Below are 13,443 nucleotides of genomic sequence, written 5' to 3' on the forward strand. Positions count from 1 at the left end.
ATTACCCTGATGCGGGAGCAGACCAAGGGGATCGACAATGCAAGTGTCGAGGTTTCGGAACGCAGCAGCATGTCGTTTGGCAGCCGCGGGGTCACGATCAATCTGACCGGCAGCAGCCTGAGCGCACTCGAATCGACTGCCAATGAGGTCAAAACCGTCATGCAGTCGTTTGAAGGGGTCGTGTCCGCGTCGACCAGTCTGTCGGACGGCAGCCCGCGTGCAGAGATCGTAGTCGATGCGGTGCAGGCCGCTGCGATCGGTACCACCCCGTCAGCGGTTGTCTCGACCGTTCGGAACATGCTTTCGGGCACTCAGGCAGGGAGCATTCAGGAGAGCGACGAGGAATACAACATCAAGGTAATGTATCCCGAGGGGCGCTATCACGATGTGAGCGACCTTTCCGGACTGATGATCTCAACCAGCTCGGGCGGGAAGGTGCCGCTGACCGACGTGGCCGAGATTGTCTACAACAACAGCCCGTCCCAGATTCAGCGGCAGGACGGGGATTATCAGGTTTCGGTGACCGGGCAGACAGCGACCGGTATGTCGGATTCCGCCCTTTCCAACCAGATCATGCAGCGGATCCAGCAGATGGATCTGCCCGAGGGGGTGAACATCAGCCAGGGCGGCAACATGCGCATGATGAACGATGAGTTCAACGCGATCTACAGCGCGCTTGCTGCAGCGGTCTTTCTGGTGTTCGTGGTCATGGCAATGCAGTTTGAGTCGATGCGGTTTTCACTGGTGGTCATGTTGTCGGTGCCGTTCTCGATGACAGGCGCATTCTTCGCGCTGATGATCACCGGGCAGTCGATCTCGATGACCTCCCTGATCGGGCTGGTCATGCTGGTCGGCATCGTGGTCAACAATGCGATCGTGCTGATCGACTATGCCAATGTCCTGCGGCGCGAACACGGTATGTCCGCCCGCGATGCGCTGATCCGCTCGGGACGCACCCGTCTGCGCCCGATCCTGATGACCACCCTCACCACCGTTCTTGGCCTGCTCCCGACCGCTATCGGGATCGGCGGGCAGGTCGAGATGATGCAGTCGATGTCGATTGTCGTCATCGGCGGTCTGACCTTCTCGACCCTGCTGACCCTCATCCTGATTCCGACCGTCTATCTTCTGTTTGACGGTGAGGACCGCCGGAGAAAGGGCGGCCAGGCAGGGAAACGCTCCCTCTTCCGCCGCAACCGGCGCGAGCAGCCGCAGACCAGCGAAGGGATGGCAATTCCCCCGGAATTTCGTTGAAAATATAGAAACATAAAAACCAGTTGTTATCACTACAACTGGTTTTTTGTATTTGCAAAATATTTCAATTTGTATTTATTATCAATTGAAATTTTAATTTATTTATTGTATTATAAAATTAATGATAGGAGGGCTAACGATGAGAAAAAAATTAGCATTATTACTTGCCGCAGGGATCATGTGTTGCGTTGGAACAATATCTGTCGCGTCTGCTGCTGATGAGATAGCTGTAGCAGGTAAAAGTTCTGTAAGTGAACTGATTGATGATTTGGATTCTTCCGCATACGGGGGGGTATTTTATGATGAAGACGGGGTTCTCCATATTTTTGCCAAGGATCGGGAAGCACTTCTGAAATCCCGGAGGCTTCAAAATGTAGTTAGGAACCGAGAGATGGAAATTATAATTGAAGAGGCGGAATATTCTTTGGACGAGTTAGAATCTGCGCAGAAACGGCTTCTCGAGCATCAGAATGAGCTGGCAATCGTTGCTGTAGGATTGTATGAACCGGAAAATGCCCTGTCTGTCTATACCAGCGATACTTCGGATGAAAACAAAGCCGCGATTGCATCTGTTGCTGGTGTGAAAAATATTCGCTATAAAGAATCCTCTGGTTTTGCTGCTTCTCCTGCCATTTGACGGTGAGGACCGCCGGAGAAAGGGCGGCCAGACAGGGAAACGCTCTCTCTTCCGCCGTAACCGGCGCGAGCAGCCGCAGACCAGCGAAGGGATGGCAATTCCCCCGGAATTTCGTTGAACAGATCAGGACAGCCGCATCTGCTTTCCAGGTGCGGCTGTTTCGCGGAGAACTTTGTATTGGGGTCAAAAGGAGCTGAAAAATGCCCGCCGGATGGATGGTCCGGCGGGCGTTTTATTTTGAAAAATAAATTTAAATATGGTTTTTATATAGCCAGTTGAATCAAACGAAGAACACCTGACTGTCCCTCAGATGTGCGAAAGACGCCGGCCTCGTGATGACGCTGCCTGGACAGCAGAATGAGAATATTGTATGATAAAAACCGCTCTACAAGCGCGTGGAGCGGTCTTTTCCAGGAAAGCCATTACAAATTATCCGAATCAAACGGGGAACAGTAAGGGGAGTGTTTCAAACAATGACAGGAGGGATTTCAACATGATCTACGGCTATATCCGCGTCAGCACACGGGAACAACACGAGGACCGGCAGATTATTGCTTTGCGGGAGATGGCAGTGCCGGAGGCAAACCTATTTATGGATAAGCAGTCCGGCAAAGACTTTGAACGCCCGCAATACCGCCAGATGGTGCAGAAATTGAAAAAAGACGATCTGCTCTATATCAAGAGCATCGACCGTCTGGGACGCAACTACGGAGAAATTTTAGAACAGTGGCGAGTGCTGACCAAAGAAAAAGGGATTGACATTATGGTGCTGGACATGCCGCTGTTGGACACTCGCCGGGGCAAAGACCTGATGGGAACCTTCCTCAGCGATATTGTCCTCCAAGTATTGTCCTTTGTGGCGGAAAACGAGCGCGCCAATATCCGCCAACGCCAAGCGGAGGGCATTGCAGCGGCAAAAGCCCGAGGCGTTAGATTCGGCAGGCCCCCAAAGCCCCTGCCGGATAACTATCACAGCGCCTACCAACGATGGAAGGCTGGAACGATCACGGGAACAGCTGCCGCCAAGGAATGCGGAATGGTGCTGGCCACCTTTCGTTACCGGGCAGAACTGTATAAACAGGCAGAAACAACTTGAAAAAGCAACGCTTTTACAACAATATGTGGATGACCACCAGCTGGAGCTGACGCAGCGTTTCCATGAAATGGGTCTGGTCTGTGCCTGTCCGGAGGTGGAACGGCTGGCCGAAGCCCTGCAATGGGTTCAGGATTACAGGCCCGCGCCGTTTCGTTCCAATACAGAGGCGTTTCTGGCATCGCTGGACGCGTTTCTCAATGCTTTATGAGTAAAGGAGGCGTCTCATGAAGGTACTGGTGATCGGTCCCAGCGAGACGGGTTCCCGGGGCGGGATGGCTGCGGTGATCCGGGGCATACGGGAGAGCAGGACACTAAGCCGGGAGTTTGAGATTACCGTCTTTCCCTCCTGCATAGATGGCAGCCTGCTCCGGCGGCTGCTGTACTGCGCATATGCCTATCTTCGCTTTTTGGCCTGCTATCGGGAATACGACCTTTTCCATATACATACCGCGGAAAAGGGAAGCGTTTTTCGTAAAAACCTCTACCTGCGCAAAATAAAGCGTGCGGGGAAAAGGCAGTTATACATATACACGGTGCGGAGTTTCTGGACTTTTACGACAGTCTGGGATTCTGGGGGAAAGCGATTGTAGACCGCTTTTTTCATCGTGCGGACCTGGTTTTAGCCCTGTCGGAGGGATGGCGGCGGGAACTGGAGGAGCGGTTCCATACCGGAATCTGCCAGGTGCTGTACAATGGTGTGGACCTCGCCGCGTTTCAGGCGGCAGTCTCCGACCCGGCGGAGCACCTCCATTCTTTTGTTATGCTGGGCCGCATGGGGGCCAGGAAGGGGACCTACGATTTCATAGAGGCAGCGGCTCTGGCAGTGAAACAAGCCCCGGGATTGACCATCTGCATAGCGGGAGACGGTGAGGTGGAGCGGATCCGGGGCATGGTGGCGGAAAAGGAGCTGGGCAGCCACGTCACAGTGTTGGACTGGGTGGACGGAGAAAAAAAGCTGGAGCTGCTGAAAAATGCCGCCGCTGTGGTCCTGCCCTCCTATCATGAGGGCTTGCCCATGGCCATCCTAGAAGGAATGGCGGCAGGGAAGGCTGTCATCAGCACCCGTGTGGGGGCCATCCCGGAGGTGGTTACGGAGGCGAACGGCATCCTGGTAGAGCCCGGCGATGTCCCTGCCCTGGCGCAGGCTCTGCTGCGGTGCGGCAGTGATGTGGAGAAGCTGAACCACATGTCCGTCAACAACAGGGAGCGGGCGGAGGCATTGTTCAGTGTACAGGAAATGCATCAGAGATTGGCGGAGTACTACCGCTGGACAGCGGAAGGAAAGGTGAAGAAATGAACCTGATTAGTGTGGTGGTACCGGTATATAATGCCGGACCATATCTGCGGCAGTGCCTGGATTCTATCGCAGCCCAGACCTATTCCCATATGGAGGTTATCCTGGTGGATGACGCATCCACCGATGGCAGCGGCCAGATATGCAAGGAGTATGCAGAGCGGGACGAAAGATTTCAGTATGTGAGGTTCCCCGCCAACCGGGGACCGTCCGCCGCTCGGAACGAGGGCGTAGGGCGGGCGGCAGGGGCGTTCCTCTCTTTTGTGGACGCAGACGACTATGTGGAACCTGACCTGCTGGAAAAACTGTACCGCAGCCTGACAGAGAGCGGTGCGGATATCAGCACCTGCGGGGCGGACGGAATCCGGCTGGAGAGCGGTCCGGCCCGGACCTATTCCAGGGCGGAGGCGGTATGCTGTCTGGCTAAGGGCGCGCCCTTCAACCATGTTCCGTGGGGCAAGCTCTACTGTGCCGAGCTGGCGCGCGCGTGCCCCTTCGACGAAAATGTTTTCTACAGCGAGGACCTTCTCTTTCTCTATGAGGCGCTCAAACGGTCAGAGAAGGTAAGCTGCATTCCCGATGTGCTGTATCACTACGTCAGCCGGGAAGGCAGTCAGATGCGCAGCGGGATGAGTGGGCGCAAGTGCACCGCTCTTGCTGTTCAGGAGCTGGTCTGCCGGGACGCCGCCATCGCTTTCCCGAAGGCCGAACCTCACTTCCGACGGCTGGCATTGGAAACCGACCGATGCATGGCTATGCTGACCGTGAAAGCAGGGGCGGAGGATGGGGCTGCTTATGCATATTTGAAGAAGCTGAGCAATGACGCCCGGCGGCATTTCAGCTGGAGGGCGCTGTCCCTCTTTCCATCCAAAAAGGATGCGGCAGCTGCACTGGCGCTGTGTGTGGGAGCGATGGTGTTTTGGGGGATCGCCGCTGCCTTTCTGCGTCTCAAAGGGCTGAAAGGTGGGTAAGGTCATGGAACGGAATTCCCCAAAGATCAGCGTCATCGTGCCGGTGTACAACGTGGAGCCATATCTGGAGCGATGCTTCGGTTCCATCGCGGCCCAGACCTATCCCAATATGGAGGTTATCCTGGTGGATGATGCATCCACCGATGGCAGCGGCAAGATCTGCGACGGTTGGGTGGCCCGGGACAAACGGTTTCAGTGTGTGCATCTTTTGTCCAACCGAGGGGTATCCGCCGCCCGAAACCAGGGTGTAAGCAGGGCGGCGGGGGCATTCGCTGTTTTTATCGACGCGGATGACTACGTGGAGCCATGTCTTCTGGAGGCGCTGTACCGTAATTGGCGGGAGACCGGAGCGGATATCTGCGTGTGCGGGAATGAGGGTATGGGGCTGGAGGAAAGCCCTGCCGCTGTCTATTCCCGGACGGAGGCGGTCCAATGCTTGGCCCAGAGAACTTCCTTCCTGTGGACGGTGTGGGGTAAAATCTATCCTATGGAGCTGGTGAAGGAAACGCCTTTCATCGAGGAAGCGCTATGCTGTGAGGACCTTCTGTTTTTTTATCAGCTGCTCAAGCGTGTGGAGCGAATCAGCTGCATCCCCTGCCGGCTGTACCACTATACCTACCGTACAGGCAGCCTGATCAACAGCGGTGTAAACGAAAAGCGATGCACTGTACTGTCGGTTTTGGACAATATCTGCACCGAAGCGCCCAGCTGGCTTTCCCCCGAGGCGGTGTCCTGCTTCCGGTTGTTGGCGTTGGAAACCGGGGTGCGTCTGGCCATGCAGGCGGTGGAGGGCGGTACGGATGGGCCGCTTTGGGAGTATCTGAAGCTGTTTCAGAACCACAGCCGCCGCCATTTCAGCTGGCGGGCACTGTCCTTCTGCCGGAAGAGAAAGACCATAGCGGCAGTGCTGACACTGCGAACTCACGCTGCCCTCTTTTGGGCTGCGGGCACTGTCTACTGCTGGGTCAAGCGGCTGAGATCGGGGGCGGAGTGAGGGAATCGCATGGATGCAACAAAGCATGTGGCAAAAAACCTAAAGTTTATACTGGCCAGTGAACTCATATTGGCCGCGCTGAAGTTCGCATCCCGCCGGGTGTTCGTTTTCACACTGGGAAAAGCGTATTTAGGCCTAAACGGGCTGTTCTCAGATATTCTATCCGCGCTCTCACTAGCGGAGCTGGGGTTTGGGGTATCCATCACTTATAGCCTGTACCGGCCTGTGGCCCAGGGGGATACAGAGCTCATCAAATCCCTGGTCCGGCTGTACCGCCGGGTTTATCGAGCGGTGGGCGCGGCGGTCTTGGCGGCGGGGCTGGCGCTGGCGCCGTTTCTAAACTTTTTTGTAAAGGAAATGCCGGGGGACATCCCCAGCATCCCCCTGATCTATGCCCTGACCGTAGTCAATACCGGCATCTCCTATTTCTGGTCCTATAAGTCCACGCTGCTGTTCGTGTATCAAAAGAAGTACATCGACGCCACGGTCCGTACGGTGGTGGCATTGTTCGCCACCGGGGCGCAGATCACGGTGCTGCTGCTCACCCATAACTATGTGTATTATCTGTACATCGCTGTTGTGGCCACTCTGGTGCAGAACATGGTGGTCTCGGCCCAGGCCGATCGGTTATATCCCTTTTTGCGGGAGCGGGAGGCCCGCCCCCTTCCGGAGGAAGTGCTGGGAGATATCCGCCGGAATGTAGGGGCCATGATCCTCCACCGGATTGGATCCGTAGCGGTGTTCAGTACGGATAATCTTCTCATCTCCAAATTTGTGGGCATTGAAACCACCGGGCTGTACTCCAACTACATGATGCTCCGGGGCCTTTTGAATATAGCGGTCAATGCCCTGTCCAATGCCGTTATGCCCGTCTTGGGGAATCTGACTGTCACCTCTACAGTGCAGGAGAAAAGAACGGCCTTCCGTCGTCTCAATTTCTGTGCGGCGTGGCTGTTCGGGTGGATGAGCATCTGTCTGCTGTGTCTCTATGATCCATTTATCGAGCTCTGGCTGGGGGCCGGATATCTGCTTCCCTCCGGGACGGTCCTGTTGATTGTGGTGAATTTTTACATAACCAGTATGCGGATCCCGGTGGCAAACAGCAAAAGTGTTATGGGGCTGTTTTGGGACGAGCGCTATAAATCAATCTTTGAGGCACTGGTCAATCTGGGGGTTTCCATTGTTCTTGCACGAAGATGGGGGATTGCCGGCGTTTTGACCGGGACGCTGATCAGTACGATGTCCATGCCCTTCTGGATCGAACCGCTGGGGCTCTTCCGCTATGGATTGAAGCAGGCGCCCGGCGAGTATTTCTCGTGCTATTTCTTCCATCTGGCGGTGGCCGCCGCTGCCGGAGGGCTGACAAAGCTGCTGTGCGGAATAACGGAAACGAACATTTTGGGATTTTTGTGGAAGGCTCTGCTCTGTGCAGTGGTGCCAAACATGGTTTGTCTGGTTGTTTATTGGCGAATGCCTGAGATGCGTTTTTTGAAGGAGCTATTTACACGGATGGGCACAGACCGGAAAAAAAGAGGGCCGTGTGGATAAAACCGGAGCAGAGCAGGTCATACACGGTCGCAGCCAACCCTTTTTTAGTGATATCAAAAGGATTGCGAAAGAGGCACTTTTTGCGAAAGGCCTCTTTCGCAATTTATTTTTACACTTTTCAGACAAGAAAAAAGAATAGGCACCTATTGCGTAACCGGCGGGAATTTTGTATAATAATAGATTATAGCAGATCGGAAAAATAGCTTGCGGAGGTGGGTTTGGATGGATGTACAAGTGGGGGATATCCTGCTGATGAAAAAGCCGCATCCCTGTGGGGAACGGCAGTTTTCAGTCGGGCGGGTCGGGATGGATTTCCGGATCCGCTGTACCGGGTGCGGACGGGAAGTGATGATCCCGCGCGCCAAGGTAGAACGGAACATCAAAAAGATTTTCCGCAATGGGGAAGAGGTCGAGAAAAATCCGCCAAAGCCCTCGCAGGACAGCAGTATTTGATAAAGGAGCCGGAAGATGTTAGACAGACTGGAAGCGGTCGCAGCGCGGTATGACGAGATCAACCACAAGCTGATGGAGCCGAATGTGACCAACGATCAGGAGCTGTATACCTCCCTGATGAAAGAATATAAGCGTCTGACCCCGATCGTAGAAAAATACCAGGAATACCGTCAAGCGAAGCAGTCGTTTGAGGAAGCGCGGGAGATGCTGGGGGAGGGCGGATTGGACAAAGAACTGCGTGAACTGGCGCAGGAGCAGCTTGACGCCAGCCGTGACCAGATCGAAACCGCCTCGCAGGAGCTGCGGGTTCTCCTGCTGCCGCAGGACCCGAACGATGAAAAGAATGTCATTATTGAAATCCGCGGGGGCGCTGGCGGGGATGAAGCGGCACTCTTTGCGGGTTCGCTCTATCGGATGTACAGTATGTACGCCGAGAGCCGGGGCTGGACGAGCGAGATTTTGAGTGCGAATGAGACCGAGCTGGGCGGTTATAAGGAGGTCAGCTTCTCGCTTGACGGGGATGGGGTCTATTCCCGCTTGAAATTCGAAAGCGGGGTGCATCGGGTCCAGCGGGTGCCCGAGACCGAGGCACAGGGCCGCATCCACACTTCGACGGTGACTGTCGCGGTGCTGCCCGAGGCGGAGGAGGTTGAGCTGGAGATTGATCCCAAGGACCTCCAGATCGACGTATTCCGTTCGAGTGGAGCCGGCGGGCAGCATGTCAACAAGACTTCCTCCGCAATCCGGGTTACCCATCTGCCAACCGGCATGGTGGTCGAGTGTCAGGACGAGCGGAGCCAGTACAAGAACAAGGACAAGGCGCTCAAGGTGTTGAGGTCCCGTCTGCTGGACATCAAAGTGCGGGAACAGAATGACCGGATCGCAAGCGAACGGAAGTTACAGGTGGGGACCGGGGACCGCTCGGAGCGGATCCGCACCTATAACTTCCCGCAGGGACGGTGTACCGATCACCGGATAGGGCTGACCCTTTATAAACTGGACAGCATCATTGACGGGGACCTGGACGAGCTGCTTGACGCGCTGATGACCTTCGATCAGGCGGAAAAATTGCAGGCTTCGCAGGATGCCTGACCGGGTGGGGGATGGAAGATTGGAGACAAGCATATACAGGGTTTTTGACATCGAACAGGATGCAGCGGCGCTCGACCGGGCCGCTGCGTTGCTGCGTGCGGGCCGTCTGGTCGTGATCCCGACCGAGACAGTCTATGGGCTGGCGGCGGATGCGCTCAACCCGTCGGCAGCATCGGCGATCTATGCGGCCAAAGGGCGCCCGAGCGACAACCCGCTGATTGTACATATCGCGGACCCCGAACAGGCGCGCCCGTTGGTTAAACGCCTGCCGGATGCTTATTTTGCATTGGCAGAACGGTTCTGGCCCGGCCCTATGACGGTGATCCTTGAGAAGTCCGCGCGGGTGCCGTACGAGACGTCGGGCGGGCTGGAGACGGTCGCGCTGCGGATGCCTTCCCACCCGGTTGCGCGGGAGCTGATCCGGCGCGCCGGGACACCGTTGGCCGCGCCGTCGGCCAACCTTTCCGGTTCGCCAAGCCCGACCTGTGCCGGACACTGTATCCAGGACCTGACCGGCCGGGTGGACGCGATCATAGACGGAGGAAGCTGCACAGTCGGGGTGGAGTCGACCGTCCTGACCCTCTGCACCGACCCGCCCGCCATCCTGCGCCCAGGTGCGGTCACGCTGGAGATGCTCAGGGAGGTGCTGCCGGACATCCGGCTCGACCCGGGGGTGTTTGCCCATCTGCCGGATGGGGCAAAGGCCGCGTCCCCCGGCATGAAATACCGCCACTACGCCCCCAAGGCGCGGGTGGTCCTGCTCTGGGGGACCCTTGTGCAGTTTGCCGCTTATCTCGAGGCGCAGCCGCCCGGGTGCGGGGTGCTCTGTTTTGAGGGGGAACAGGCGCGGTTCGGCGGACATCCCTGCGTCACCTATGGGAGGCGGGATGACCCCGTTTCGCAGGCGCAGGCGCTGTTCGGGGCGCTCCGCCGGATCGATGAACTGGGGCTTACGTCGGTCTATGCCCGGGTGGACAGCCCGGATGGGGTTGGACAGGCGGTCTATAACCGGCTTCTGCGCGCCGCGGGCTTTACAGAGATCAGACTTGGATGGGAGGAATCAGCAACGTGAACGAAAGCGGAACGATGGTGGTCGGGCTGACCGGGCAGTCGGGAGCGGGGAAGTCCAGCCTGAGCAGGATGTTTGCCGCGCGCGGGGTCGAGGTGATCGACGCTGACAGGGTCGCGCGGGATGCGATCGAACAGTCGGCCAACTGCCTGATGGACCTCGTGCTGGAATTTTCTACCGAGGTGATCCATCCGGACGCGAGCCTGAACCGCGCCCGGCTCGCCGAACTCTGTTTCGGGGACAAAAACAAGCTGAAACGCCTCAATGATATTACTTTCCCGTACATCATTGAAGCGATTGTGCATAAACTAGAAAACGCGAAGGCCCGCCGCCTGCCGATGGTGGTGCTCGATGCACCCACCCTCTTTGAATCCGGGCTGAACCGCCGGTGTGACCGGATCATTGCAGTAATCGCCGACCGGGACACCCGTATCGAGCGGGTGATCGCCCGCGACCAGATCAGCCGGGAGGATGCGGAACTGCGGATCAATGCGCAGAACCCGGACGCTTTTTACACCGGGCGTTCCCATGAGGTTTTGCACAACGATACGGATTTTGCAGCGTTTGAAGCCGCGTTTCTGGCGCTCTACGACCGGTTGGAGCGGTCGTGGGAGGACGGGTCCTACCGTCTGCCGCTGGAGCCGCCCGCACCGGCGCCTGCGGAAGAGGAGCCGGAGACAGAACCACCTGTGACAGAGGAGCCGTCCGCGGATCAACCGCCGGACGAGAAACCGGAGGAGCCACCGGATAGCGGGGAGCTGGAAGAGCTTGCAGAACAGGAAGATTAGCCGGAAAAGGATGTTCTGGCAGAGGGCGGTTGCCTTTTTATGCGCGCTGGTGGGGCTGCTCGGGATTGCTGGCGGCGCGTCCCTGCTGCTGAAACGGGGCTTTGATGCGTACTACCGCCGGGCTTACCCGATCCGGTATGAAGAGCTGATCGGTCAGGCGTGCGAGGAGCGGTCACTCGACCCTGCGCTGGTTCTGGCTGTGGTGCATACCGAAAGCCGGTTCCGGCCGGATGCGGTTTCGTCGGTGGGGGCGCTGGGCCTGATGCAGATGATGCCCGACGCCTACAACTGGGTCCGGATGCGCCGCGGCGAACCCGAAACCGACGACTTTTCCCCGCTTTTTGATCCCCCGACCAGTATCGACTACGGCACCGAGATGCTTCGGATGCTGCTCGACGAGTTCCGCACAGTGGACAATGCGCTTGCGGCATACCATGGGGGCTGGGGGAGTGTCAAGCAGTGGCTGGACGACCCGGAGTACGCGCCCGATGGGGAGAATGTCACCAACATCCCGTTTGCAGACACGCGCGCGTATGTCGAACGGGTGAACAAAACAATGGAAATCTACCGCCGCCTTTACGGGCTGTGAATCAGACAGATATGGGAGGTATTTCAGATGGAAAATGAGAAAAGTACAGGCGAACTTTTGCAGGAAAAACTGCTGCTGAACCGCAAGAATATGGGCATGACCAACGACGATGACGCAGAACAGGCAGCCCAGGCGTTCTGCGAGCCGTACAAGGGGTTCCTCGACCGGTGCAAAACCGAACGGGAAGCGGTTTCCGAGATCGTGCGCATGGCTTCGGACGCGGGATTCCGGGAGTTCAGCCGGCATACCGCCTACCGTCCGGGTGATCGGGTTTATTACAACAACCGCGGCAAGGCGCTCATCCTTGCAACGATCGGCACCCGCCCGATCGTCGACGGGGTGCGGATTATGGCGAGCCATATCGACTCCCCGCGGCTCGACCTCAAACCCAGCCCGCTCTATGAGGAGGGGCAGATTGCCCTGTTCAAAACCCACTATTACGGTGGGATTAAAAAGTACCAGTGGGGGGCGATCCCGCTTGCACTGCATGGGGTAATTGTGAAAAAGGATGGGGAGACGCTCACCGTTGCGATCGGCGAAGGGGAGGGCGACCCGGTCTTTACGGTGACAGACCTGCTCCCACATCTTGCACAGGAACAGATGAAACGCCCGCTCTCACAGGGGCTGAAGGGCGAAGAGCTGAATGTCCTGGTCGGGTGCCGCCCGTTTAAGGATGATAAGGCCAGCGAGAAGGTCAAGCTGAACATTATCCGTCTGCTCAACGAGAAATATGGGATTGTCGAGGCGGATTTCCTGTCGGCAGAGCTTTCGGTGGTACCGGCCTTTAAGGCGCGGGACATCGGCTTCGACCGCTCTATGATCGGCGCTTACGGGCATGACGACCGGGTATGCGCCTACACGTCCCTGATGGCAGCGCTCGAGGTTTCCGCCCCCTCCTATACGACGGTCACCGTCTTCGCCGACAAGGAGGAGACCGGCTCGGACGGCAACACCGGCCTGCACTCCCATTATCTGAAATTCTTCATCAAGGATCTTGCATCCGCGCTGGGCGGGTTCGCGGGCCATGAGGTACTCAGCAACTCCACCTGTCTTTCGGCGGATGTCAATGCGGCATTCGACCCGACCTTTGGCGATACCCTTGAGAAACGCAACTGCGCCTACCTGAATTATGGCGTTGTCGTAACCCAGTACACCGGTTCAGGCGGCAAATACAGCACCAGCCAGGCGTCTGCGGAATTCATGGCACAGGTGCGCCGGACGCTGGACGGGGCGCAGGTCTCGTGGCAGACCGGCGAGTTGGGCAAGGTCGATCTGGGCGGCGGCGGAACGGTGGCCAAGTTTATCGCGGCGCTCGATGTGGATGTGGTGGATGTTGGGGTCCCGGTCCTCTCGATGCATTCCCCGTTTGAGGTGGTCTCTAAAAACGATGTTTATGCGACCTATCAGGCGTTTAAGGCGTACGCCTCGGAAGCCTGACGCTCCGTTTTTGGGCCTGTGGTGACAGGACAAAAACGCGGTATGGCATTGCAAACAGACAGGCAGAGAACAGGCCGTTCGAAAGGACAGCCTGCTCTCTGTTTTTGTATTGGGGCGTGGCTGCATCTTCCGACAAAATAGGAGGAGGCAGGTGTGTTATGCTGTGGATTCATGGGGTTGAATGAGTGATTTTCTTTTGGTATGGGCGAATAGCATAGGAA

At 57.1% G+C, this 13,443-nt stretch carries 15 protein-coding genes; all 15 read left to right on the plus strand.

Translation table 11 applies throughout. The annotated features are described in order from the left end of the window. On the plus strand, window positions 1-1,254 hold a 1,254-nt coding region (locus C814_RS06695), incomplete at its 5' end, for an efflux RND transporter permease subunit (protein ID WP_196809893.1). Between the two features lie 139 nt (window positions 1,255-1,393). Next, window positions 1,394-1,891, plus strand: coding sequence for a hypothetical protein (locus tag C814_RS06700; protein WP_016314866.1), 498 nt, complete (start codon window positions 1,394-1,396; stop codon window positions 1,889-1,891). Between the two features lie 493 nt (window positions 1,892-2,384). After that, entirely contained in the window at window positions 2,385-2,987 is a 603-nt protein-coding gene (locus tag C814_RS06705) for a recombinase family protein (RefSeq protein WP_016314867.1), read from the plus strand. Window positions 2,988-3,211: 224 nt separating this feature from the next. Then, on the plus strand, window positions 3,212-3,577 hold the full coding sequence (locus tag C814_RS24450) for a hypothetical protein (protein WP_016314868.1): 366 nt from the start codon (window positions 3,212-3,214) through the stop codon (window positions 3,575-3,577). Further along, a complete protein-coding gene (locus tag C814_RS24460; RefSeq protein WP_369750544.1) occupies window positions 3,550-4,284 on the plus strand; it encodes a glycosyltransferase family 4 protein in 735 nt (244 codons plus the stop codon). Before C814_RS24450 ends, C814_RS24460 begins: the two co-directional genes overlap by 28 nt. Beyond that, a complete protein-coding gene (locus C814_RS06720; protein ID WP_016314870.1) occupies window positions 4,281-5,252 on the plus strand; it encodes a glycosyltransferase family 2 protein in 972 nt (323 codons plus the stop codon). Before C814_RS24460 ends, C814_RS06720 begins: the two co-directional genes overlap by 4 nt. A gap of 4 nt (window positions 5,253-5,256) precedes the next feature. Beyond that, window positions 5,257-6,246 carry a glycosyltransferase family 2 protein gene (locus C814_RS06725; RefSeq protein ID WP_016314871.1) on the plus strand — a complete coding sequence of 330 codons (990 nt, stop codon included), beginning with the start codon at window positions 5,257-5,259 and terminating at the stop codon, window positions 6,244-6,246. A 9-nt stretch (window positions 6,247-6,255) separates the two neighbouring features. Further along, window positions 6,256-7,794, plus strand: a complete 1,539-nt coding sequence (locus C814_RS06730; RefSeq protein ID WP_016314872.1) for a lipopolysaccharide biosynthesis protein — start codon at window positions 6,256-6,258, stop codon at window positions 7,792-7,794. Continuing rightward, the gene (locus C814_RS23370) at window positions 7,787-7,933 is read left to right on the plus strand and encodes a hypothetical protein (protein ID WP_022788182.1); all 147 of its coding nucleotides are present in this window, start codon (window positions 7,787-7,789) and stop codon (window positions 7,931-7,933) included. Before C814_RS06730 ends, C814_RS23370 begins: the two co-directional genes overlap by 8 nt. Before the next feature lie 83 nt (window positions 7,934-8,016). Further along, window positions 8,017-8,247 (plus strand): DUF951 domain-containing protein, encoded by a 231-nt coding sequence (locus C814_RS06735; RefSeq protein ID WP_016314873.1) that lies wholly within the window; start codon window positions 8,017-8,019, stop codon window positions 8,245-8,247. A gap of 15 nt (window positions 8,248-8,262) precedes the next feature. Further along, window positions 8,263-9,339, plus strand: a complete 1,077-nt coding sequence (gene prfA, locus C814_RS06740) for a peptide chain release factor 1 (protein ID WP_016314874.1) — start codon at window positions 8,263-8,265, stop codon at window positions 9,337-9,339. 19 nt (window positions 9,340-9,358) lie between these two features. Further along, on the plus strand, window positions 9,359-10,411 hold the full coding sequence (locus tag C814_RS06745; protein WP_051142429.1) for an L-threonylcarbamoyladenylate synthase: 1,053 nt from the start codon (window positions 9,359-9,361) through the stop codon (window positions 10,409-10,411). Continuing rightward, window positions 10,408-11,196, plus strand: coding sequence for a dephospho-CoA kinase (coaE, locus tag C814_RS0103635; protein ID WP_016314876.1), 789 nt, complete (start codon window positions 10,408-10,410; stop codon window positions 11,194-11,196). Before C814_RS06745 ends, coaE begins: the two co-directional genes overlap by 4 nt. 10 nt (window positions 11,197-11,206) lie before the next feature. Beyond that, complete coding sequence (locus C814_RS06750; RefSeq protein ID WP_016314877.1) at window positions 11,207-11,785, plus strand: lytic transglycosylase domain-containing protein; 579 nt, start codon at window positions 11,207-11,209, stop codon at window positions 11,783-11,785. A gap of 27 nt (window positions 11,786-11,812) precedes the next feature. Beyond that, complete coding sequence (locus C814_RS06755) at window positions 11,813-13,222, plus strand: aminopeptidase (protein ID WP_016314878.1); 1,410 nt, start codon at window positions 11,813-11,815, stop codon at window positions 13,220-13,222. Window positions 13,223-13,443: the final 221 nt, after the last annotated feature.

Origin of the sequence: Anaerotruncus sp. G3(2012) (genome assembly GCF_000403395.2) — a bacterium.
Lineage (GTDB): Bacteria > Bacillota > Clostridia > Oscillospirales > Ruminococcaceae > Anaerotruncus.